Consider the following 23605-nt stretch of genomic DNA (forward strand, 5'->3'; position numbering starts at 1 on the left):
GATTATGGACTTCGAACTCAAGACCCTGAACCTCGATGGCGCGGCCAGCGAAAAGTGCGACGTGCTGCTCGTGCTGGTCGATGAAAGCTTCAAGCCGGCGAGCGACGCGCTGTCCCGCCTCGCAGCCGATGCCGTCAAGGCCAGGGCCTTCGAAGCCAAACCGGGCAAGACGCTGCACGCCTGGCGCGCCACCGGGGTGCAGGCGCCACGGGTGCTGCTGGTGGGCTGCGGCGACGGCAGTCCGCGTCGCATCCACTCGGCCGTGCATGGTGCGGTCGCCAGCCTGCGCTCGGGCGTGCGGCGCATCGCGATCTGCCTGCCGCAGGCGGCCAACGGCCGTGCGGTACGTGCCGCTGTTTCCGCCGTCGCGGAAGCTAGCTACGTCTACATCACCACCAAGTCCAAGCCCGAAGCCTGCGAAATCGAGAAATGCGTCGTCGGATGCGCCGATGCCGCCGCGTCGAAGGCAGACTTCGAGGCCGCGCGCGGCGCTGCCGCCGGCATCGCAGTCGCGCGCGAACTGGGCAACCTTCCACCCAACGTGGCCACGCCGACGCGGCTGGGCGAAGAGGCCAAGCGCATCGCCAAGTCGGGCGGCTTCCAGTGCGAAGTGCTTGGCCCCCGCGAAGTCGAGAAGCTGCGCATGGGCGCGTTCATGGCGGTCGCCCAGGGCTCCGACGAACCCCTCCGGTTCATCGTGCTGCGCTACCAGGGCGCGGGCGCCTCGGATGCGCCGGTGGTGCTGGTGGGCAAGGGCATCACCTTCGACAGCGGCGGCATTTCCATCAAGCCTTCGCCCGAGATGGACGAGATGAAGTTCGACATGGGGGGCGCGGCCAGCGTGCTCGGCACCTTCCGCGCCCTGGCCGAGCTCAAGCCGCGGCTGAATGTCGTGGGGCTGGTGCCGGCATGCGAGAACCTGCCCAGCGGCCGCGCCTTCAAGCCGGGCGACGTGGTCACCAGCATGAGCGGCCAGACCATCGAAGTCCTCAACACCGATGCGGAAGGCCGGCTGATCCTGTGCGACGCGCTGACCTACGCCGAGCGCTTCAAGCCGCGTGCGGTGGTCGATGTCGCCACCCTCACGGGAGCCTGCGTGATCGCGCTGGGCGGGGTGCGCAGCGGCCTGTTCGCCACCGACGAAGCGCTGGCGGCCGCGCTGCAGCAGGCCGGCGACGTGGCCCTCGATCCCTGCTGGCGCATGCCCCTGGACGACGAGTACGGCGAAGGCCTGAAGACCCAGTTCGCCGACATGGCCAACGTCGGCGGGCGCCCCGCCGGCGCAGTCACCGCGGCCAAGTTCCTGCAACGCTTCGCCGGCGCCTACCCGTGGGCCCACCTCGATATCGCCGGCACCGCGTGGAAGGGCGGAGCGGCCAAGGGATCGACCGGTCGCCCCGTGGGCATGCTGGTGGAATACCTGCTGTCGCAGCAGCAGGCAGCGGTTGCCCGCAAGGCCGCACCCCGATCCGCCGCCCCGCGCAAGGCGGCGGCCGAACCCGCAGCGCGGCGCAAGCGGTCCGCGAAAACAGCGGCATGACGACCCAGGTCGCGTTCCACTTCAACGCGTCGGCCAAGGTGGGCTATTCCTGCCGGCTGCTGCGCAAGGCGGTGGCAAGCGGCGCACGCGTGGTGGTCTGCGGTGACGTCGACCTGCTGCGCGAACTCGACCTGCAGCTGTGGACCTTCTCCGCGCTCGACTTCGTGGCGCACTGCCGCGCCGACGACGCACCGCCGCACGTGCTGGCGCGCAGTCCGGTGGTGCTGACCGAGCCGGCGCACGCGGCGACCGCCGCGCCGCACCGCGAGGTGCTGGTCAACATCGCCGAGCGCGTGCCCACCGGCTTCGAGCAGTTCGCGCGCGTGATCGAGGTCGTCACCGACGACGCCGACGACCGTCAGCGGGCCCGCGCCCGCTGGAAACAATATGCCGGACAGGGCTTCGCGATCGAACGCCACGACCTCGCGGAGTCGCGCTGATGGTGCGTCGTACCCCGCCCAAGAACGTTCCGACGCTCACCGAAGTGGTGCAGCGGCCGACCCGCAGCCAGCCGGCCGCCGAGGGTCTGCGCGGCCGTGACGAGCGCCTGGTCCAGCGCATCATGCAGCGCATCGATGCCGACCTCGAGCAGCGCCTGCGCGAGGCGGTCGCCGCGATGGTGGTGGAGCAGACACGCGCCCTTGCGCCGCGCCTGCGCGAAGAACTCGAAGCGAGCGTGCGCGTGGCGGTCTCCGAGGCGCTGGCCCAGGAGCTCGCGGCGCGGCCTGCGGCCGATCCGCCCGGATCGATGGAGCCCGGGGGCGCTTGACGGATCGGACGGGCGTTGCCGCGTGGCGGGCTGCCGCACCTGGGCTTTCCTCTATGCCTCGGGCGCGGAATTTGCGATATGTTGCCCCGGTTGAGAAAACTGACGACTCAACTTTTCCATCTGGAGGTTTGACCTTATGCAAATGACTTTGAAATTGACGGTTGCCGCGGCAATCGCCGCGGTGGCCGGCATCGCCTCGGCCCAGGACGTCCAGGTTGTGAAGATCGGCCATGTGGCCCCGATCTCCGGCGCCCAGGCGCATTACGGAAAGGACAACGAAAACGGCGTGCGCATGGCCATCGAGGATCTGAACAAGCAGAACCTCACCATCGGCGGCAAGCGCGTCCGCTTCGAAATCCAGGCCGAAGACGACGCCGCCGATCCGAAGCAGGGCACGGCTGCCGCACAGAAGCTGTGCGACTCGCGCGTCGCGGGCGTGGTGGGCCACCTGAACTCCGGCACCACCATCCCCGCCGCCAAGGTCTACAACGACTGCGGTATCCCCCACGTCACGGGTGCGGCCACCAATCCCAACCTCACCAAGCCGGGCTACAAGACCACCTACCGCATCATCGCCAACGACAACGCCCTCGGTGCTGCGCTGGCGCACTACGCGGCCGACAACCTCAAGCTCAAGAAGGTCGCGATCATCGATGACCGCACCGCCTACGGTCAGGGCGTCGCCGATGTGTTCAAGAAGACGGCGAAGGAGAAGGGCATGCAGGTGGTGGACGAGCAGTTCACGACCGACAAGGCCACCGACTTCATGGCCATCCTCACCGCGATCAAGTCCAAGAACCCCGACGCCATCTTCTACGGCGGCATGGATCCGCAAGCCGGCCCCATGCTGCGCCAGATGGAGCAGCTGGGCATGGGGAACGTCAAGTACTTCGGCGGCGACGGCATCTGCACCGCAGAGATCGCCAAGCTGGCCGGCGGCGCGAAGACGCTCAACAACGTGATCTGCGCCGAAGGCGGCTCGTCGCTGGGCAAGATGCCGGGCGGCGCCGAGTGGAAGAAGCGCTACGACGAGAAGTATCCCAACCAGTTCCAGGTGTACAGCCCCTACACCTACGACGCGACCTTCGTGCTGGTGGACGCCATGAAGCGCGCCAACTCGACCAACCCCAAGGACTACACCAAGGAGCTGGTCAAGACGAACATGAAGGGTGTGACCGCCACGATCGCCTTCGAGCCCAACGGCGAACTGAAGAACCCGGCGACCACCCTGTACAACTACAAGGAAGGCAAGAAGACGCCCATCAACTGACGCCTTCACGGCCATCAGCAAAAAGCCGCCTCAGGGCGGCTTTTCTACTTACCGGCGTGTCGTCTGCGTTCCCGGGGCGAAGCGGCTGCACGCCGCATCGCCTCGTAGGCCGCGAGGCCGTGTTTCTGTAGGTACGCGCCTACACGCCGCGCCCAGACTTGTGTAGCAGCCCATGCGTCGGGTTCCCTCGGTTGTTCGCCTCGAGCGAACTGACTACTCTCGACAGCTCTCAGCCGACGCGCACTCTGACGGGAATTCGCATGGAAGTTGTTGTAGGCAAGCGGGAGCCGCTCGACCAGCGCGAGCGGGAGCTGCGCATGATCCTGCAGGCGCTCGGCGCCCTGCGGCGCGGCGATGCCGATGCGAGCCTGCCCACCGAGTGGGAGGGCCTCGCCGGGCGCGTGGCTGCCGAGTTCAACGAGCTGGCGGCGCAGACCGCGCGCGGCGCGCACCGCCTGCGCGCGCTCGACACGGCCCTGCTGTCCGGGCTCGAGCCCAAACGCCTGCCCGAAGAGCGCCTTTCGGGGGTGTGGCTCGGCAACGTCGCCTCGGTCAACCTGCTTGTCGATCAGGCGCAGGCCTGCTCCGAGCGCACGCGTGCCGTGCTGCAGGCGCTGCACAAGCTGCGCAAGGGCGACGCGCAGGCCCGCCTGCCGGACGATTGGCCCGGCGCTTTCGGCAAGCTCGCCGACGCGTTCAACGCCGTGGTGGACGAGAACCTGCGGATGTCGCGTGAACTGGCCCGCCTGTCGCGGGTCGTCGGCAAGGAGGGCAAGCTCAAGGAGCGGGCCCTGCTGCCGCAGGCCGGAGGTTTCTGGCGCGAGTCGGCCGAGTCGATCAACTCGCTCATCGCCGACCTGGTGCACCCCACCTCCGAGGTGGCCCGCGTGCTCGGTGCCGTCGCGCAGGGCGACCTCTCGAAGTCGATGGCGCTGGAGGCGGACGGCCGGCCGCTGCAGGGCGAGTTCCTGCGCACGGCAACCACCATCAACCGCATGGTGCGCCAGCTGGGCACCTTCGCGGCGGAGGTCACGCGCGTGGCGCGCGAGGTGGGCACCGAAGGCAAGCTCGGCGGCCAGGCCGAAGTGCAGGGGGTCGCGGGCACCTGGAAGGACCTCACCGACAACGTCAACTTCATGGCGTCCAACCTCACGTCGCAGGTGCGCAACATCGCCGACGTCACGAAGGCCGTGGCCGCGGGCGACCTGTCCAAGAAGATCACGGTGGACGTCAAGGGCGAGATCCTGGAGCTGAAGAACACCATCAACACCATGGTGGACCAGCTGCGCTCCTTCGCCTCCGAGGTGACGCGGGTCGCGCGCGAGGTGGGCACCGAGGGCAAGCTCGGCGGCCAGGCCGACGTGCAGGGTGTCGCCGGCACCTGGAAGGACCTCACCGACTCGGTGAACTCGATGGGTTCGAACCTCACCGCCCAGGTGCGCAACATCGCCGAGGTGACCACGGCCGTGGCCGCGGGCGACCTGTCCAAGAAGATCACGGTAGACGTCAAGGGCGAGATTCTGGAGCTGAAGAACACCATCAACACCATGGTGGACCAGCTGCGCTCCTTCGCCTCGGAGGTGACGCGGGTGGCGCGCGAGGTGGGCACCGAGGGCAAGCTCGGCGGTCAGGCCGAAGTGCAGGGCGTCGCCGGCACCTGGAAGGACCTCACCGACAACGTGAACTTCATGGCCTCGAACCTCACCGCGCAGGTGCGGGGCATCGCGCGGGTGGTGACCGCCGTCGCCGGAGGCGACCTCGACCGCAAGCTCACCGTCGAGGCCAAGGGCGAGATCGCCGCACTGGCCGACACCATCAACTCCATGACGGACACCCTGGCCACCTTCGCCGACCAGGTGACCACCGTGGCGCGCGAAGTGGGCGTGGAGGGCAAGCTCGGCGGGCAGGCGAAGGTGCCGGGCGCGGCCGGCACCTGGAAGAACCTCACCGAGAACGTGAACCAGCTCGCGGCCAACCTCACCACGCAGGTGCGTGCCATCGCCGAGGTGGCCACTGCCGTGACGCAGGGCGACCTGACGCGTTCGGTGACGGTGGAGGCGCTGGGCGAAGTGGCGGCCCTGAAAGACACCATCAACGAGATGATCCGCAACCTGCGGGACACCACCCAGCTCAATAACGAGCAGGACTGGCTCAAGACCAACCTCGCCAAGTTCACCCGCATGCTGCAGGGCCAGAAGGATCTGGTGGCGGTGGGCCAGCTGATCCTGTCCGAGCTGGCGCCGGTGGTGGGCGTGCAGCAGGGCGAGTTCTACGTGCTGCGCCGTGCACCCGACCAGCAGGCGCCGCGCCTGTGCCTGACGGCCAGCTACGCCTCGCAGGGCCACGGTGCGCACGGCAAGGAGATCGCGCTCGGCGAGGGGCTGATCGGCCAGTGCGCGGTGGACCGCAGCAAGGTCCTCATCACCTCGGCCGTCCCGGAAAACCTGCGCATCGCCTCGGGGCTGACCGAGCTCACGCCGCTGAACGTGCTGGTGCTGCCCATCGTGTTCGAGGGGCAGGTGCGCGGCGTCGTCGAGCTGGCCTCGCTGGAGCGCTTCAAGTCGACCCACCTTGCGTTTCTCGACCAGCTGGCCGAATCCATCGGTATCGTGATCAACACCATCGCGGCCAACATGCGCACCGAGGACCTGCTGGCCCAGTCGCAGTCGCTCGCCCAGGAGCTGCAAAGCCGCCAGCAAGAGCTGCAGCAGACCAACCTCGAGCTGCAGGACAAGGCCAAGCTGCTCGCGCACCAGAACCACGAGGTGGAGCACAAGAACCGCGAAGTGGAGCAGGCGCGCCAGGCGCTGGAGGAAAAGGCCAAGCAGCTGGCCCTGACCTCGAAGTACAAGTCCGAGTTCCTCGCGAACATGTCGCACGAGCTGCGCACGCCGCTGAACTCGCTGCTGATCCTGTCCGACCAGCTCTCCAAGAACCCCGAAGGCAACCTCAGCACGCGTCAGGTCGAGTTCGCCCGCACCATCCACTCGTCGGGCAACGACCTGCTGATGTTGATCAACGACATCCTCGACCTCTCCAAGATCGAGTCGGGCACCGTCGCCGTGGAGATCAGCGAGCTGCACCTGTCCGACCTGCAGGTGTACGTGGAGCGCACCTTCCGCCACGTTGCCGACGCCAAGAACGTCGGCTTCGGCGTCGAGCCCGGCATCCGCCTGCCCGAGACCATCCTCACCGATGCCAAGCGCCTGCAGCAGATCCTCAAGAACCTGCTGTCCAATGCGTTCAAGTTCACGCACCAGGGGCAGGTGACGCTCTCCATCGAGGAGGTCGTGGGCGGCTGGAGCCGCGACCACGAAGCACTCAACCATGCGCAGTCGGTGATCGCGTTCTCGGTGTCCGACACCGGCATCGGCATCGCCACCGACAAGCAGCAGATCATCTTTGAAGCGTTCCAGCAGGCCGACGGCTCCACCAGCCGCAAGTACGGCGGCACCGGGCTCGGCCTGGCGATCAGCCGCGAGCTCTCCAAGCTGCTGGGAGGCGAGATCCGCCTGGCCAGCGCACCGGGGCAGGGCAGTACCTTCACGCTGTACCTGCCGGCGCACTTCCCCTCGACGCGAGGCTCGTGGCGCACCGCATCCGTATCCGCGAGCCGCGAGGTGGCGCCGCAGGCCCGGCATGCGCCTGCCGATCGCGAAACGCCGCCTGCGACGCCCGCCGCAGTCGCTGCGAGCGCCAGACGCGTCGCCGTGGCGCACGTCGCGGCCGACGACACAGGAGACGAAGCCACGTTCGGTCTGCCGAACGAAGCGGACGACGACCGCGACACCATCGCGCAGGGCGACGCGGTGCTGCTGATCGTCGAGAACGACCTCGGCTTCGCGCGTTTCCTGCTCGATGCGGCGCGAGCCAAAGGCTTCAAGGGTCTGGTCACCGGACTGGGGGCGGGCGCGCTGACGCTGGCCGGCCAGCACGCGCCCCTGGCGATCACGCTCGACATGCACCTGCCCGACATGGACGGCTGGCGCGTCCTGGACCGCCTCAAGCAAGACCTGGCCACGCGCCACGTGCCGGTGTGCGTCATTTCCACCGACGAGTCGCGCGACCGGGCGTTCAACGCGGGCGCCCTCGGTTTCGTCGCCAAGCCGGTGCCGAGCCGCGACGTGCTCGATGCGCTGCTGGAGCAGTTGCTCTCCTATGCCGGTCGCATGCAGCGCAAGGTGCTTGTCGGCCTGGACGACGAGCCGACGCGCCGCGCGTTGCTCGACCTGCTCGCGGACGTGGAGGGCCTGAACGCGGTGCTCGCCGAAGACACGCAGCAACTCCTGGACGCCCTGGACGAGCACCGCTTCGACTGCGTGGTGCTCGACCAGCACTGCCTGGGGGCGAACCAGGCCCATCTGCGCGAGGCCCTCCAGCAGGTGCCCGGGCCGGGCTGCGGGCCCGTGCCGCTGCTGCTGCTGCGTGGCGCCCCCGGAACACCGGCCTGGAAGGACGCGCCCGGCATGGCCGCCCAGGTGCTGCCCGACGCGGTGGCATTGTTCGACGCGGCGCTGCGGGCCATGCACGTCGCCACCGGGAAACTGCCGCCGGCCACCGAGCTGACGGTCAGGGAGTTCGCTGCGGCCAGCCGCCCACTCGCGGGGCGGCGCGTGCTGATCGTCGATGACGACATGCGCAATATCTTCGCGCTCGCCACGGTACTGGAGGAACACGGCATGGATATCGTCTGGGCCGACAGCGGCCGCGAAGCAATCAACCGTGTCGCCAACGACGCGCACATCGACGTCGTGCTGATGGACATCATGATGCCGGAGATGGACGGCATGACCACCATGAAGGAAATCCGGCGGCTGCCGCAGGGGCGCAGGCTGCCGATGATCGCGGTCACCGCCAAGGCCATGAAGGGCGACCGCGAACGGTGCATCGAGGCCGGCGCATGGGACTACCTGTCCAAGCCGGTCAACACCCAGGACCTGCTCGCCGTTCTGCGCGCATGGCTGCCGCGATGACGCACGTCGTGGCCCACCAGCACGCACCCGCCGTCCGCCCGGAAGAGGGCAAGGCGAACATCCTCATCGTCGATGACCTGCAGGAGAAGCACGTCGTCTTCCGCACCGTGCTCGAGGAGCTCGGCGAGAACATCATCAGTGCCCGCTCCGGGCGCGAGGCGCTGGCGCAGGTACTGAACAACGAGTTCGCCGTGATCCTGCTGGACGTCAACATGCCCGACATCGACGGACTGGAGACGGCCAGCCTGATCCGCCAGTACAAGCGCTCGGCCCAGACGCCCATCGTCTTCATTACGGCCTACGTCGATGAACTGCAGGCCAAGCGCGGCTACGCGCTCGGTGCGGTGGACTACATCCCTTCGCCCGTGGTGCCTGAGGTGCTGCGCTCGAAGGTGCGGGTGTTCGTCGAGCTCTATCGCATGAACCGGCAGCTGCAGCTGCGCGCGGCCGAGCGCGAGGCGCTGGCGCGGGCCGAAGCGGCGCGCGCCGCCGCCGAGGCGACCACCGTCCGCGCCGACTTTCTCGCCAATGCGACCCAGCGGCTCACGCGCTCGCTCGACACCGACCAGACCGCGGCCGCACTGCTGGAGGTCTGCGTGCCTACGCTGGCCGAGCAGGCCTTGTTCGTGGGTGTCGGGCTCGACGGCGGTGTCGGCGTGCAGGCCACCGCGGGCGGCGGCGCGGCGCCGGCGCTGGCGCCGACCCTGTCCGCGGCGGTGCGCGAGGCGCTGGCGCAGGGGCACATGCAGCGCTGGCACGAGCCGGCCCCAGCCGCCGACGCTGTGGCGCGCTCGGGGCTGGTGTTCCCGCTGCGCGAGGGCGAGCGGGCGGGAAGGGCACTGGTGCTGCTCGGACCCGCAGGCGCGTTCGATTCCCAGCGTTGCGCGCTGGCGACCGAGGTGGTCGGCCGCGCGGCCATCGCCCTGGACAACGCGCGGCTCTATGCCGCCGTGCAGCAGGCAGATCGCCGCAAGAACGAGTTCCTGGCCATGCTCGCCCACGAACTGCGCAACCCGCTCGCACCCATCCGCAACGCGGTCCACATCATGCAGGGCAGCGAAGTCGCGCCGGGCACCCTGCACTGGGCGCGCGACGTGATCAGCCGCCAGGCCGACCACATGACGCGGCTCATCGACGACCTGCTGGACGTCTCGCGCATCGTGCAGGGCAAGGTGGTGGTGCGGCCCGAGCGCCTCTCGCTTGCCGCCCTGGTCGAGCGCTCGGTCGAGGCCAGCGCGCCGCGCGTCGCCGCCCGCGGCCAGCAACTGCGCGTCACCCTGCCGGAGATTCCGATCCTGCTCATGGGCGACGCGGTGCGCCTGGCGCAGGTCATCTCCAACCTGGTCAACAACGCATCCAAGTTCGCACCTGCGGGATCGCCCATCGACCTGGAGGCCCGCTTCAACGGGGAACAGGTGACCCTCACCGTGCGCGACCGCGGCTGCGGCATTCCGCCAGAGTTCCTGCCGCACATCTTCGAGCTGTTCGTGCAGGGCGACCAGACGCTGGACCGCGCGCAGGGCGGCCTGGGCATCGGCCTCACGCTGGTCAAGCACCTGGTGGAACTGCATGGCGGACAGGTCGAGGCGCGCAGTGGCGGCGCCGGTACCGGCACCGAAATGCTGGTGCGCCTTCCGGCCAAGGCCGGTACGCCACCCGAGCGCGCGGTTCCGACCGGCAAGCCGGCGCGGTCGGCGGCGACCGATGAGCGCCAGCTCGCACGCGTGCTGGTGGTGGACGACCTGGCGGCCTCCGCCGAGACGCTCACGCTGCTGCTGCAGATGGAAGGCTATCCCGTGCGCGTCGCAGCGGATGGCCCCACGGCGCTTGCCATCGCCGAGGACTTCCTGCCCGACGTGGTGCTGCTCGACATCGGGCTGCCTGGCATGCACGGTTTCGAGGTCGCACAGCGCCTGCGCCAGCACCCCTGCGGAGCCGACGCACTCCTGGTCGCGCTCACCGGCTACGGCGAGGCTGAAAGCCGCCACCGCTCGGCCGAAGCCGGCTTCGATTTCCACATGGTCAAGCCCGCAGACGTGAACCTGCTGCTCACCATGGTTGCCGACCCGCAGAAGTTCCGCCGCATCAAGGTCGCCTGATCGACGCTGCTACAATCGCGGGCTTCGCAGGAGAGGTGGATGAGCGGTTTAAGTCGCACGCCTGGAAAGCGTGTGTGGGTTAATAGCCCACCGCGGGTTCGAATCCCGCCCTCTCCGCCAGAAATAGCTCCACTGATGACCGCTAGGCACCAGCAGCACCCCAGAAAGCCCCGCCGGACGGGGCTTTTTCATGCGCAACGCTCCGCCGTTGACCATCGACAGCCAGCGGCGACCGGGGGACTGTCCGGGGGAACAAGACGGCCTTGCCCCCGTTTGCGCGCGTGCTCAAGGACGAGTTGAGCAAGAACGGGCGACTAGGCGCGCAGAGCGCCCCGGCCCGAAAAAAAAAGACCGGCTAACCGGTCTTTTCGCTGGAAGCGGCAGGCGTCAGTATCGACCGCCGCCGAAGCCGCCATTGCCATAGCCAACGTCGCCGCGATTGCTGGCCTTGAAACCCTGCACACCGTCTCCACCGGGGCCACGGCCTTCTTCGCGCGGACGGGCGAGGTTCACGGTGATCGAGCGCCCATCCACGAACATGCCGTTCAGCCCATTGATCGCAGCCTGGGCGACTTCGGCGGACGCCATTTCCACGAAGCCAAACCCCTTGGAGCGGCCGGTTTCACGATCCATCATGACTTTGGATGAGGCAACGCCACCGAACTCGGCGAAGTTGCTTTCCAGAATGGAATCGGTCACGGAGTAAGGCAGGTTGCCTACGTAAATTTTTCTGCTCATGCAAGAGCCTTTCTTTGATTAGGGCGCGCGGTCGTGCGCACGGGGAGGTGGCGGCCGCAGCCGCCGCTAGCTTCAGCGAATCAGTGTCGATTGCCGCCATAGCCACCCGCATGGGCGGAGCGCGGCTCCATAGGCTTGGCGACGTTCACGACCATATCGCGGCCGCCCAGGCCCTGGCCATGCAGGGCAGCGATGGCCGCGGTGGCCTCAGCGGCGGTGGCCATCTGGACGAAGCCGAAGCCTTTGGAGCGACCGCTTTCGCGGTCCATGACGACCTTCGCGCTGCTGACCGACCCGAACTCACTGAAAGTGCGGTGCATGTCGGCGTCGTTGAAGGCGTAGGGCAGGTTGCCTACGTAGAGTTTGTTTTCCATGATGTCTCCATTGAGGAAGGTGCCGCGCAGCAACATGCCGTGCGGTGCACAACGCCAGAGAACATCGACGGGATTTCAGACAACGACGCGGCGGGTTGCAAGTCCGCCGGAGGGAGAAAGTAAACCTTGAAGAGCGACGATCTGTTGAACGTCCAGCAGCGCGCAGGTTAACACGCTATGCACTTCCTCTGCGCAGAGCAAACTCTCGCCCGACGTGGCGAGGTCGCATTGAGCTCCTTGCCAGCGGAGCGCCCCTGGGTGCGGACGTCACTCCACCGCGCGGCGCGGGCTCGGAGCGGAAGCCGAGCACCGGTTCCTTGCGGTGTCCGCTTCCGGCCAGGAGCGGGCATCAGCTTTGCGCGGGCCCCCGGATAATCTGGCGAATGAATTCAGAGTTCTCAGGGAAGTGCGCCTGCGGTTCGGTCCGCTACCGATGCAGAAGTGAGCCCATCGCAATGCTGAACTGCCATTGCGCTGACTGCCAGCGCTCGAGCGGCGCTCCGTTCGCTTCCGGCGTGGTCGTCGTGAGCTCGGATCTCGAGGTCCAAGGCTCCCCCAAAACCTACGACGTTCGCGCAGGCAGCGGTATGACGACCCGCAGCTTTTGTGGCGACTGCGGCAGCCCTCTGTTCACCCGTAGCGAAGCGAACTCGCAGTTCACTTCGATCCGCTTTCCTTCTCTCGACGATCTGTCTACCTTCGCGCCAATGCTGGACATCTGGACATCTCGCGCACAACCCTGGGTGTGCCTCGACGAGAAACTCCCTCACTTCCCCAACTCGCCGAAGTAAGCCGCGTCAATCAATTTCCGGAGACGCAACCGTGGGGCATGGGACGGCCCATTGCCAAGGCGTGGAACGCCATCGGCTCCGACTCCTTCGCGCGAAAGGCAAAGCCGGCCGGCGAGCCGGAGCGTATCGCCATCCCAGTGGCGGCTGATCGCGAGCGTGGCCGTAAGGTGGCAATGGCTCTCGTCGAGGACACCGGCTTCGACGCCGTTAATGCGGGCGCGATCGCGGAGTCGTGGCGGCAACAGCCGGGCGCGCCGGGCTACTGCACCGACCTTACGCGTGAAGAGCTGCGTCGCCCGTTGGCGGCGGCGGAATGGGCGCGCCTGCCTAAGCGGCGCGACTTGGCTGTCGCTGCCATCATGGAGCGGATGGAGGGCCGTGGCATGGCGAACCCTGATGCCGACTATCTCGTGCCCCTCAACCGCGCTCTGTACATGTGAGGCGTTTCGAGCCGAGGAACGGTCTTCAGCAGAACGCTCCCTCTGCTGGCACGCTCCGATCACTCAAGGTGAGGCGTTCGCGCAGATCGTCGCCCAGAGGTTGTCGCCGCTCGCCCCGAGCGGGGCCTTATCCCGATAGAGCCGGATCTCCACGTCGATCCGCCATTCCGACCTGATGGCGGGCACCAGCCGTCCGGCCTCCACGTCCTCCCTAACAAGCGTCCGGGGGAGCCATGCCATGCCCGCGCCGTCCAGCGCCATGGTCCGCAGCGCCGACGCCAGGTGCGCCTTGAAGACGTCCTGCACGGGAACGCGCTCGAAGAATGCTGCGTTGACCTCCCGAATGATTCGCCCGATGCCGGACTCCTCGCTGTAGCCCAGCAGGCGCAGGGGCGCCGATGCGGCCGCGTGGTCGATCATGTGCAGTGGGCGTCCATCCGGTCCGGGCGCAGTCAGCGGCAACAGCTGGTCCATGCCGACGCACACGGACGGAAAGTTGTCTGCCTGCAGCTTGCTAGAAGCCCGCGGGTGCGCGTGGCACATGACGAACTGCACCTTGCTCTCCGACAGCATGGCTTCGCACCGGGTCAGCACGTCGGACACGAGGGTGAGAGGTCCGATTTCTCCCTGCGGCTTCAAGCCGCGCAGCCATCCAGGGAGGAAGGTAAATGAGAGCGCGTGCGTCGAGGCAAAGCGCAAGGACGCGGAGTGTGAGCCTGCCACGGCACGTGCCTCGCCGGGCAGGCGAGCGACTTGCGAGAGCAACTCCAGCGCCTCGTCGCGGAACCACTTGCCCGCAGGCGTCAGGGTGGCTGGCTGGCGGCTGCGGTCGAACAGGTCCGTCCCCAGCCATTCTTCCAGTGCGCGGATGCGCCGGCTGAACGCTGGTTGCGTCATGTGCCGCTCCTCCGCCGCCCGCGAGAAGTTCCCGCTGGTGGACAGGGCCAGGAAGTCATCCAGCCACGACAGGTTCATCGGCATGGTGGATCGGTGCTTTCAGAACATCAAAGACGAAAAAAATAGCATTGGCAGAAGAAGGGCGCATGCCAGAACATCGCCAACCAGTTCATTCACTCTAGCAACAAGGCGCAGATCAAGCTAGACAAAGAGGCAATTGCTTTACTTGGACGAAATGTTCTCCAGGTACCAGCACACGGCAACAGGCCAACTCGTCAAGCTCGCCTGAAAAAAGCATCCGCATGAAAATCGTTGAAATCCGAGAGAAAACCGTTCCCATCAGCTCGTCGATTCGCAACGCGTACATCGACTTCAGCAAGATGAACCTGAGCCTGGTGGCCGTCGTCACCGACGTGATCCGCGACGGCAAGCCCGTGGTCGGCTACGGATTCAATTCGAATGGCCGCTACGGGCAGGGCAGCATGATGCGCGAACGGTTTATCCCGCGCATCATGGAGGCCGCGCCGGGTTCCCTGGTGGACGACAGTGGTGACAACCTGGACCCGCACAAGATCTGGGTCACGATGTTCACCAACGAGAAGCCGGGTGGCCATGGCGAACGGTCCGTGGCGATCGGCACCATCGACATGGCTGTCTGGGATGCGGTGGCGAAGATCGAGGGCAAGCCTCTGTTCCAGCTGCTGGCCGACCGGTACGGCAACGGCTCCCCTAACCGCAAGGTGTTCGTCTACGCGGCCGGTGGCTACTACTACCCGGGCCAAGACCACAAAAAGCTGCAGGATGAGATGCGCAGCTACATCGACCGGGGCTACACGGTCGTGAAGAAGAAGATCGGTGGCGCGTCGCTCGACGAAGACCTTCGCCGCATCGACGCCATCATGGAAGTGCTGCAGGACGGGCAGAAGCTGTGCGTGGATGCCAATGGCCGCTTCGACCTGGACACCGCTATTGCGTATGCTAAGGCGCTGTCGCAGTACGACCTCTTCTGGTACGAGGAGCCGGGCGACCCGCTCGACTTCGAGCTGCAGGCAACGCTGCGCAACTACTACGACAAGCCAATGGCAACGGGCGAAGACCTGTTCTCGATGCAGGACGCGCGTAACCTGATCCGCTACGGCGGCATGCGTCCGGACCGCGACTGGCTGCAGTTCGACTGCGCCCTGAGCTACGGACTGGTCGAATACCTGCGCACGTTGGACATGTTGAAGCAGCATGGCTGGTCACCCAGCCGCTGCGTTCCCCACGGGGGGCACCAGATGTCGCTGAACATTGCGGCCGGCCTCGGCTTGGGCGGCAACGAGTCCTACCCCGACCTGTTCCAGCCGTACGGCGGCTTCCCCGATGGCGTGAAGGTCGAGAACAGCCACCTGACCCTGCCGGACCTGCCCGGCATCGGATTTGAAGGCAAGGCGGACCTGTTCGCCGAGATGAAGAAGCTCGCCCCCTGATCGGCGTACCACCAAGGAGACTGAATTGAACGCACCCCGCTCCCTTATTGCGGCGCTTGCAATCGCCCCGATCTTCGCCGCGGCACAGGCCGACTTTCCTGCCAAGCCGGTCACTCTGGTCGTGCCGTTCGCGGCCGGCGGACCGAGCGACAAGATCGCCCGTGACCTGGCCGAAGCTCTGCGCAAGCCGCTGGGACAGACCGTCGTCGTGGAAAACGCAGCTGGAGCCGGCGGCACGATCGGCGCCGCGAAAGTGGCGCGAGCGCCTGCCGATGGATACACGCTGCTGGTCCACCATATCGGCATGGCCACCGCGCCGGCCTTGTACCGCAAGCTGACGTACAAGGTGCCAGATGACTTCGAGACGCTCGGCGTGATCAACGAAGCGCCGTCGGTCCTGATCGGCAACACTGCGTTGGGTGCGACGAACTTCGCGGAATTGCGCAACTGGATCGCGGCAAGCGGCGACAAGGCCACCATCGCCAACGCGGGCGTCGGTTCCGCATCGCACCTGTGCGGACTCATGCTGCAGAGCACTCTGAAAGCGAAGATGACACCAGTTCCGTACAAGGGGACGGGGCCGGCGATGAACGACCTCATCGGGGGACAGGTGAACCTGATGTGCGAACAGGCGACCAACGCCGTTCCGCAGATCGAGGGCCGAAAGGTCCGGGCGTTCGCGCAGACGGGAACACAGCGACTTCCGCTTCCATCACTCAAGGAGGTGCCGACGCTGTCCGAAGCCGGCCTGCAGAACTTCAACGTGCAGGTGTGGCACGCGGTGTATGCCCCCAAGGGCACTCCGCCGGCGGTTCTGGCCAGGCTGAATGCGGCGATTCGTGCGGCGCTGAAGGATCCCGAGTTGGTCAAGCGTCAGGAAGCCATCGGACTGACGGTCGTCACCGATAACCGGCTGGAGCCTGCAGGTCATCGGAACTTCCTCGATGGAGAGATGGCGCGCTGGGGCAAGGTGATCAAAGAATCGGGCGAGTACGCGGACTGAGGTCGCCCGTAAGTGCGCTTCGCATCAGGTGGCGCGTCCAGCCCGCCTGGACTACGGGCGACTGACCCTGCGGCTCTCGCGCACTGGGGTAGGAACTTCGGACCCATCCATCGCTGCGCACGCGTCGCCTCCTGACAAGGCCCGGTGCAAGATCTCGCCAGTCGCAAGCGCTCAGGCCAAGCTTGACCCGTCGGCCGGACAAATGCAGCGTAGCTTGTGTTCCCTCGCCTTGGTGGGCTGCTGTGGCAGCGGCAGCTTCGGGTCGGATGCAGCCCTCACGACGGAATGATGATGAATTCGTCAGTCACTGCGATAGCCAGATTACGAATCGGTCGTTCGCACCGAAGCTGGACGCGCGTGTTCCCGAGCTGGATGGTGGCGCGGGCTAGCAAGGACTCCCCAAGCGCATGATGCGTCCCTGATAGGGGCGCGCCGCTCCAGAGCGTCGCCGTCAACGAGCTGTCGTACGCTTCTCGCGCCGGCGCACCCGGATGCGCTCAACAATCTTCCACACGATCCCGCTGACAATCAACAGAAGTGGAATCGCGCCTGGCTCGCTGTCCTCAACGATCTTGAGGACCATCAGCCCTCCGCCAATTCCGATGAGCACGGAAGAAAGCACTGTCTGCAGCTTCATTTCGGCATCGTAGCGCAGGGCTGGCACGGCACGCGCAGCGGCCGTGCCGGCTGACGGAGTGCATGAGCAGGCGCGCACGCGGCTGATCACGGGATGCAGCGGACGGTCCGCTGCAGCAGCCGTTCAGGCGCTGACAAGCTCTTGTCGTTGGGCCGGCCTGATGTTCTGGTTCACGCGGAAGACGTTCTCCGGGTCGTACCTGGCCTTGACTGCCGCCAGGCGGGCGTAGTTCTCGCCATACGTGGCCTGCACACGGCCATCCGCTTCGTCGTCCATCATGAAGTTGACGTACGCGCCCTCGAGGTTGAAGGGGTGGATCGCCTTCCAGTAGGCGCGTCCCCACGTCCTGAGCGCCTCCGCCTTGTTCGGGTCCGGATCGATGCCCGCGATCACCATCGACCAGGTCGCGTCGCGCGCGCTCCACGCGGTTGCGTCCTTCGCGACACGCTGGGGAGCGCCGTCGATCGGGTAGAGGTGCATCAGGCACAGGTCGCTTGGCGCGTTGGCGGCCTGGGCGATGTGCGTATCGATGGCCGCTTCGGACAAGGTCTTGACGAAATCGCCCTTCCAGTACCACTGCAGACCCTTGGGGAAGAAGGGATCGAACATCGAGTTGATCGCCGGGAAAGGCATTTCACCCATCCAGTTGAAGATCGGCGCAGGCAGCTTTTCAAGCAGGCGCGCCATGAGCTTCTGGCCTTCTGCCGCGCTGCCGTTGTAGCTGCCGATGATGGCGCAGGCGCGCCGCCCCCAGTAATCCTTCGGAAACGGGTCCATCGGTGGCACTGTCTTCAGCCCGACGAAAACGCCCAGTTCTTCCGGCGCGGTGGGCAGGAAGTCCCGATAGGCCGCCATCACCGCCTTCGCGTGCACGGCTTCCCAGAAGACCGGGCCCGCATACACCATGCGGACAGGATGCGCCTTGAACAGGAAGCTGGTCACGACCCCGAAATTGCCGCCCCCGCCTCGCGCCGCCCAGAACAGGTCCGGATGCTCGCGCTCGCTGGCCGTCACGAGGCTGCCGTCGGCCAGCACCATGTCCAGCTCGAGCAGGTTGTCGATCGTCAGGCCATGCTTGCGCGTGAGATACCCGGTGCCGCCGCCCAGCGTCAGGCCGGCCACGCCCGTGGTCGAGACAATGCCGAACGGAACTGCGAGCCCGAAGGCGTGCGTGGCGTGATCCACGTCGCCCGACGTGCAACCGGGGTCCACTCGCACGGTGCTTGCCCGGGGATCGACGCGCACGCTCTTCATCAATGACAGGTCGATCATCAGGCCGCCGTCGCAGCTGCCCAGGCCAGGCCCGCTGTGCCCGCCGCCGCGGATCGCGATCAGCAGGCCCTGGTCGCGTCCGCAGTTGACCGCGGCGCTCACGTCCGCCGCATCGACGCAGCGGGCGATGACCCGCGGCTTCTTGTCGATCATGCCGTTGTAGAGCGCTCGCACGGCGTCGTACTCGGCGTCCTCCGGACCCATGACGCGGCCACGCATTGCTTGCTTCAGGGTCGTGACGATCTGGTCTGACATGGTGTTCTCCTTCGTGTGCGGCATGGCGGAATGGAGCGGCTGGCGCGCGATCAGAGCGTGCTCGCGCCAGGCAGTCTGGCAAACCGATGTAATCGCCTCGTTTCAGGGAGAGCTGCAAACGTATCGGCGGCGTATCCGAGCAGCCGTCGTAGCAGTTCGTGGGGCGCGTCTAGGACGTCCGGAGCGGCGTCGCGAAGCTCAGCTCATGTCCGTCGGGATCGCTGATGTGGAAGTAGCGTTCGCCCCACGTGGCGTCATGCGGGGGCGCCTGGGGCTGCAGCCCGGCGGCGACGGCCTGGCGGTACAACAGATCGACATCCGTCACGTGGAAGATGATCCGGCCCCACCACGACCACTCGCGCTCGCTGCCCTCGGTGGTGACGTTGAGGCAGGAGCTGCCTGCACTGAAACTGCTGAAGCTCGCCGAGGCGCCGCCGTAGCGCAAGGTAAAGCCCAGCGCGGTATAGAACCGCACCGCGCGCGCCATGTCGTGGGTCGCCAGCGTCACGGCACTGATGGATGCAATGAGTGCCGGACGTCCGGAACGCTCGCCCGGGCCGCTCACCGGGCCGGGAGTGGGTTGCGTGATGACACTCTCCTGAGTCGAATAAAAAAGGTCAGCCTAGGTGGCGCATCCCGGTTTGTCCAAACTTGTTGCTTCTTGCAATCGCGGCTGGAGCGAAAGGTCCATCATCGTGGGATCGCATGGCATGTCTCCCGGTGGTGGCGCGGTGAGGCAGTCCTGCCTGCGCCTGCGGCCGGGAACCCGCGGCGCACGAGCAAGTCAACTATCCCCCGTATCGACAGGAGCCCGTCCCGTGACCCAGACCGAAACGCAAGCCGTCGTCACCCTCAGCCTCATGGCCGCCTTCGCCGACGGCGACAAGCACGACCGCGAGCGCGCCGAGGTCAGGCGGATCGCCGAGGCGCTGGTCAACACCGACGCCGTCCACCTGCCCACGCTGGTTCAGGACGTGCTGATGAAGCGCGTGGACCTGGCCGGTGCCGCCGCGGCCCTGCGCTCGGCGGAGGCGCGCCAGCTGGGCTACGAGATGGCGGTCTGCGTGTGCGATGCCGACGGCGTGCAGTCCGTCCCCGAGCAGAAGTTCCTGTCCGAGTTGCGCAGCACCCTGGGCCTGGATGCCGGACTCGCGCGGAAGTTCACCGAAGACGCCGAAGCCATGGCCGCCGCTCCGATGGACGGCCTCATCCCCAGAGCGGCCGGGCTGTCGGCGGCCGCGCCGGTACCCACGCCGGCGGCCGCGAGCGGCGGTACGGGCACGCGCACTCCGAACGTCGATGAGGCGGAACTCGACCAGACCATCCTGAACGCCGCCATCACCAACGGTGCGCTGGAACTGCTGCCGGAGACGCTGTCGACCATGGCCATCATCCCGCTGCAGATGCGCCTGGTCTACCGCATCGGTCAGGCCTACGGGTACGAACTCGATTCGACCCACGTCAAGGACTTCCTGGCGACGGTCGGAGTGGGGCTGACGTCGCAGTACCTCGAACAGGCCGGCCGCAAGCTGCTGGGCGGCCTGCTCGGACGCATGGGCGGCGGGCTGGCGCGCGGCCTCGGCCAGCAGGCGGTGAGTTCGGGCATGAGCTTCGTGGCGACCTATGCGCTGGGGCACGTCGCCAAGCGCTACTACGCAGGCGGCCGCACGTTCACTACGCAGATGCTGCAGGAGGCGTACGCCGGGATTTCCAGCGAAGCGCAGGACCTGCGGGGCCGCTACCTGCCGCAGATGGAGCAGCAGGCGCGCACCATGGATGTGGGCAAGGTGCTTTCCATGGTGCGCGGCCGCGCCTGAACCGGAGCCAACGCGGCAGCGCCTCCCGGGGGAAGCTGCGGTGTCTGCCGAGGAGGATCAGGCGTGCTCATGCAGGAACCGCGTCGCTGCCGGCCCGATGCTGGCTGCGTTCTTCAGCCAGGGGCAGTGGCCACCGTTGACCACCCGCAGTTCGGCGCAAGGCATGGCGGCCGCAACGCGCTCGCCCACGGCGGGAGATCCGAAGGGGTCACGGTCTCCCCACAACAGAAGCGTAGGCTGTGTGACGAGCTCGAGCTCGCTGGCTGTCAGGCGATGCCGGGGCCGATTGCCGCGCAGGCGCACCAGAACATGAAGCGTGGAGAGAAACGTGTGCCGGAATCCCGGCAGGCGCTCCGTCGCAACCAGCAGGTCGATCAATTCCGCCGGCAGGGGGTACTCGCCCACCATCCTGCTCATCTGCCGCACCTGGCTGCGGGATGGCGGCTGCAAGCGCGTCAGCAGTCTGCCCATGGGCCTGGCCGAAAGAAGGCGCATCGGAAACGGGGCCGACGTTTCGAGCACCACGGCAGGGCAGCCGATATGGATCATCGCCGCGACACGATCGGGCCGCTCCAGTGCCAACCAGGTGGCCCAAAGCGACCCCATCGAATTGCTTACGAACGCCGGCCGCTCGAGCCCAAGTGCCTGGACCGCCTCGTCGAGGAACCGGACAGCGCTGGTCCGCAGATCCTCCGCCAGATCGGGGGTGGTGTCAGTGAGGCCATACCCTGGCAGGTCAATGGCGTGCAGGCGAAAGCCCGAAAGATGAGCCATCAGGGGCGCCCACATGGCTGCGGGAGTTCCGATGCCGTTCACCATCACCACCGGCGGTCCGTCCCCGACGACCAGAGCGTGCGCGCGCCCGCCGATCGACGGCGTGTAGACGAAGCGCGACTGCGCGACGACGCCATAGCGGTCAAGCATCCGACGCTGGGCCTGCGTAAATTCCAGGCGCTCGTGTCCTGCCATCTGCAGGCCTCCAACGACTGCGGCCGCTCCCAATCTAGGACGGGCGGCGTGTGCGCGCAACCTGCGCAATTGTGAGAACTGAGATGCGTGGCGTTCGTGATCCTGCACCCGGTGGACCAGCAGAGGAGGACGGGCGCTTTGGGTCGGAAGCAGCGTCGCGCCGTCAGCGCTGCACCAGCACCCCTAGCACCACCGCGGCGTTCAGCAGGATCCAGCCGACGCAGGCCACGTAGATCGTCTTGTCGCGCAGCGCCAAGCCATGGACGAACCAGAGGCACGCGCCCAGCAGGTAGGTGCCCCACGACAGCAGCGAGACACCGGCTACCTCGCCGTCCACCCAGACGGTCCAGACCTGTGGCAGGGTCATTACCATGGTGGCGATGGACATGGAAGGCAGGATCTTCGCCACCGGGCTGTCCGGTGGAGCTGCGGCCTGCGAAGCGCCGGGTCCGTGGTCCATGTGCCGCTCCTGGGAGGTGGGGATGACGCATCATGCCGCTGCAGTGGAGTGGCGGATACTTGGCCGCTGAGATGATCCTCGCGTCCCTCATCATTGCGCTCGGCCTGGTGGGCACGTGCCTCGCGGCGCAGGCGGCCGACCCCGTGGTCGTCGGCTCCAAGCGCTTCACCGAAAGCTATGTGCTCGGGGAAGTGGTACGCCAGACCTTGGTGGACGCCGGCGTGCCGGCGCTGCACCGCCAAGGCCTGGGCAACACAGCGGTGATGGAGCAGGCGCTGGCAAGCGGTTCCATCGCCGTGTACCCCGAGTACACCGGAACCATCGTGCGCGAGCTGCTGAAGAAAGAAGGTGCGGAGGCCGTCGCTCCCCCGCTGGAGCAGATCAACCGCTGGCTCGCCCCGCGCGGGCTGAAGGTGGCGGTGCCGCTCGGTTTCAACAACAGCTACGCGCTCGCCATGCGCGAGGACGACGCCGCGCGCCTGGGCATCGCGACGCTGTCGGACCTGGCGCAGGCCGGCGGCCGCTTGCGCTTCGGCCTGTCGCATGAGTTCCTGCTGCGCGCGGATGGCTGGAACGCGCTCAAAGCGGCGTACGGCATGCCCTTCACCCCCGGTAACGCGCTGGACCACGGGCTGGCGTACCAGGCGCTCGCGCGCAAGCAGGTGGACGTGATGGACGTCTACACCACCGACGCGCAGATCGCCCGGCTGGGGCTGCGCGTGCTGCGTGACGACCGCAACTTCTTCCCGCGCTATGACGCGGTGCTGCTGATGCAGGCACAGCTGGAAGAAGGCCCGCTTGCCGCGGCACTGGCCGGCCGCATCGACGAACGCGTGATGCAGGCGATGAACGCCGAAGCGGAGGTTGACGGCAAGAGCTTCGAGCAGGTCGCGCGCGACTTCGTCGCCCGCAACAAGGCAGCCGCGGGCTCCCGTCCTTCCGCAGTGCACTCGGCCCCGGCCACCCATGGCCAGCGTTTCCTGGACCGGCTGCTGGCCCCGGACCTTGCCCGGCTGCTGCGCGAGCACGTCACGCTGGTGTTCGCCTCGGTCGCCATCGCCGGGGCGATCGGCATTCCGGCGGGCGTGCTGGCCGTGCGACGGCCCCGCTTGGGCCAGCCGCTGCTGGCCGCCGTAGGCATGCTGCAGACGGTGCCCTCGCTCGCGCTGCTGGCGTTCCTGATCGCCCTGGTGGGCGGCATCGGCTTCGTGCCGGCCCTGATGGCGCTGTCGCTCTACGCATTGCTGCCGATCGTGCGCAACACGCATGCCGGGCTGGTCTCGCTGCCGCCCGGCATGCGGCAGGCAGGATTGGCGCTGGGGCTGCGCAGTGGCCAGGTGCTGCGCAGCATCGAGCTGCCGCTGGCCGCGCCGACCATCTTCGCCGGCATCCAGACGGCCGCGGTGTTGAACGTCGGCGTGGCCACGATCGCCACGTTCATCGGCGCCGGCGGGCTGGGGGAGCGGATCGTGGCGGGGTTGGCCGTCAACGACACGGCGTACATGCTCGCCGGTGCGGTGCCGGCGGCGATCCTCGCGTTACTGACGCAGTGGCTGTTCGACGCCCTCGAATGGGTGCTGTTGCGCAGGCGCGCCCAGGCCGAGGGGAAGGGCCGCGCCGGATCAGGCGGGTGACTCGACGGGCTCCTTCCATGTGCTGGCTGCTGGCGCTGCCAGCGACAGCGCCCGTCGTTGGGACACCGGCAGTAGAGGCTGGGGCAAAATGACGCGCTCGGCGAGAGGTTGGAATCAAGGTGGCGCACGCTTGACGGCTGCTTCCGGCCAGAACCGGCCGTCGCAGATCCCAGCCGAGACGCAGCATCTTCGAGTCCA

The 23605-nt window shown here is 67.1% G+C and carries 20 protein-coding genes and 1 tRNA gene; 13 read left to right on the forward strand and 8 right to left on the reverse strand.

All coding sequences use genetic code 11. The annotated features are described in order from the left end of the window. Positions 1-4 precede the first annotated feature (4 nt). From WG922_RS18835 to WG922_RS18865, 7 genes are all read left to right on the forward strand, one after another. Positions 5-1540, forward strand: a complete 1536-nt coding sequence (locus tag WG922_RS18835) for a leucyl aminopeptidase (RefSeq protein ID WP_340284393.1) — start codon at positions 5-7, stop codon at positions 1538-1540. After that, on the forward strand, positions 1537-1980 hold the full coding sequence (locus WG922_RS18840; protein WP_340284394.1) for a DNA polymerase III subunit chi: 444 nt from the start codon (positions 1537-1539) through the stop codon (positions 1978-1980). Before WG922_RS18835 ends, WG922_RS18840 begins: the two co-directional genes overlap by 4 nt. Then, positions 1980-2309 carry a hypothetical protein gene (locus WG922_RS18845; RefSeq protein WP_340284395.1) on the forward strand — a complete coding sequence of 110 codons (330 nt, stop codon included), beginning with the start codon at positions 1980-1982 and terminating at the stop codon, positions 2307-2309. Before WG922_RS18840 ends, WG922_RS18845 begins: the two co-directional genes overlap by 1 nt. A gap of 136 nt (positions 2310-2445) precedes the next feature. Continuing rightward, on the forward strand, positions 2446-3579 hold the full coding sequence (locus WG922_RS18850; RefSeq protein WP_340284396.1) for a branched-chain amino acid ABC transporter substrate-binding protein: 1134 nt from the start codon (positions 2446-2448) through the stop codon (positions 3577-3579). A 260-nt stretch (positions 3580-3839) separates the two neighbouring features. Next, positions 3840-8552, forward strand: a complete 4713-nt coding sequence (locus WG922_RS18855) for a hybrid sensor histidine kinase/response regulator (RefSeq protein WP_340284398.1) — start codon at positions 3840-3842, stop codon at positions 8550-8552. Then, entirely contained in the window at positions 8549-10651 is a 2103-nt protein-coding gene (locus WG922_RS18860) for a response regulator (RefSeq protein WP_340284399.1), read from the forward strand. The genes WG922_RS18855 and WG922_RS18860 overlap by 4 nt, the downstream gene beginning before the upstream one ends. 29 nt (positions 10652-10680) lie before the next feature. Next, positions 10681-10771 (forward strand) — tRNA-Ser (locus tag WG922_RS18865). A gap of 267 nt (positions 10772-11038) precedes the next feature. Here the strand turns inward: WG922_RS18865 and WG922_RS18870 are convergent. Both WG922_RS18870 and WG922_RS18875 read right to left on the reverse strand, forming a co-directional pair. Continuing rightward, positions 11039-11389, reverse strand: a complete 351-nt coding sequence (locus tag WG922_RS18870; protein ID WP_340284400.1) for an RNA recognition motif domain-containing protein — start codon at positions 11387-11389, stop codon at positions 11039-11041. Between the two features lie 80 nt (positions 11390-11469). After that, on the reverse strand, positions 11470-11763 hold the full coding sequence (locus tag WG922_RS18875) for an RNA recognition motif domain-containing protein (RefSeq protein WP_340284418.1): 294 nt from the start codon (positions 11761-11763) through the stop codon (positions 11470-11472). A gap of 383 nt (positions 11764-12146) precedes the next feature. Between WG922_RS18875 and WG922_RS18880 the strand changes: the two genes are divergently transcribed. Further along, entirely contained in the window at positions 12147-12554 is a 408-nt protein-coding gene (locus WG922_RS18880; protein ID WP_340284401.1) for a GFA family protein, read from the forward strand. Positions 12555-12592: 38 nt separating this feature from the next. Beyond that, complete coding sequence (locus tag WG922_RS18885) at positions 12593-12994, forward strand: hypothetical protein (protein ID WP_340284403.1); 402 nt, start codon at positions 12593-12595, stop codon at positions 12992-12994. Between the two features lie 63 nt (positions 12995-13057). On the opposite strand, the gene WG922_RS18890 is transcribed toward WG922_RS18885, so the two are convergent. Then, positions 13058-13975, reverse strand: coding sequence for a LysR family transcriptional regulator (locus WG922_RS18890; protein WP_340284404.1), 918 nt, complete (start codon positions 13973-13975; stop codon positions 13058-13060). Between the two features lie 218 nt (positions 13976-14193). Between WG922_RS18890 and WG922_RS18895 the strand changes: the two genes are divergently transcribed. Together WG922_RS18895 and WG922_RS18900 are read left to right on the forward strand one after the other, a co-directional pair. After that, positions 14194-15360, forward strand: a complete 1167-nt coding sequence (locus WG922_RS18895; protein WP_340284406.1) for a mandelate racemase/muconate lactonizing enzyme family protein — start codon at positions 14194-14196, stop codon at positions 15358-15360. Positions 15361-15385: 25 nt separating this feature from the next. Next, positions 15386-16363, forward strand: a complete 978-nt coding sequence (locus WG922_RS18900; RefSeq protein ID WP_445322858.1) for a tripartite tricarboxylate transporter substrate-binding protein — start codon at positions 15386-15388, stop codon at positions 16361-16363. Positions 16364-16814: 451 nt separating this feature from the next. Here WG922_RS18900 and WG922_RS18905 read toward each other — a convergent pair whose 3' ends face one another. From WG922_RS18905 to WG922_RS18915, 3 genes are all read right to left on the reverse strand, one after another. After that, positions 16815-17000 carry a hypothetical protein gene (locus tag WG922_RS18905; RefSeq protein WP_340284407.1) on the reverse strand — a complete coding sequence of 62 codons (186 nt, stop codon included), beginning with the start codon at positions 16998-17000 and terminating at the stop codon, positions 16815-16817. Between the two features lie 123 nt (positions 17001-17123). Further along, a complete protein-coding gene (locus tag WG922_RS18910; RefSeq protein WP_340284408.1) occupies positions 17124-18527 on the reverse strand; it encodes an FAD-binding oxidoreductase in 1404 nt (467 codons plus the stop codon). A gap of 169 nt (positions 18528-18696) precedes the next feature. After that, complete coding sequence (locus WG922_RS18915) at positions 18697-19092, reverse strand: VOC family protein (RefSeq protein ID WP_340284409.1); 396 nt, start codon at positions 19090-19092, stop codon at positions 18697-18699. Positions 19093-19345: 253 nt separating this feature from the next. Between WG922_RS18915 and WG922_RS18920 the strand changes: the two genes are divergently transcribed. After that, entirely contained in the window at positions 19346-20344 is a 999-nt protein-coding gene (locus WG922_RS18920; protein WP_340284411.1) for a YcjF family protein, read from the forward strand. Between the two features lie 57 nt (positions 20345-20401). Here the strand turns inward: WG922_RS18920 and WG922_RS18925 are convergent, their stop codons facing one another. Beyond that, complete coding sequence (locus WG922_RS18925; protein ID WP_340284412.1) at positions 20402-21313, reverse strand: alpha/beta fold hydrolase; 912 nt, start codon at positions 21311-21313, stop codon at positions 20402-20404. A gap of 163 nt (positions 21314-21476) precedes the next feature. Beyond that, positions 21477-21773 carry a hypothetical protein gene (locus WG922_RS18930; RefSeq protein WP_340284413.1) on the reverse strand — a complete coding sequence of 99 codons (297 nt, stop codon included), beginning with the start codon at positions 21771-21773 and terminating at the stop codon, positions 21477-21479. A gap of 71 nt (positions 21774-21844) precedes the next feature. Here WG922_RS18930 and WG922_RS18935 point away from each other — a divergent pair, with 71 nt between their 5' ends. Then, positions 21845-23407 (forward strand): ABC transporter permease/substrate-binding protein, encoded by a 1563-nt coding sequence (locus WG922_RS18935; protein ID WP_340284414.1) that lies wholly within the window; start codon positions 21845-21847, stop codon positions 23405-23407. The last annotated feature ends 198 nt before the right edge of the window (positions 23408-23605 follow it).

The organism is Ramlibacter sp. AN1015 (assembly GCF_037726105.1).
Lineage (GTDB): Bacteria > Pseudomonadota > Gammaproteobacteria > Burkholderiales > Burkholderiaceae_C > Ramlibacter.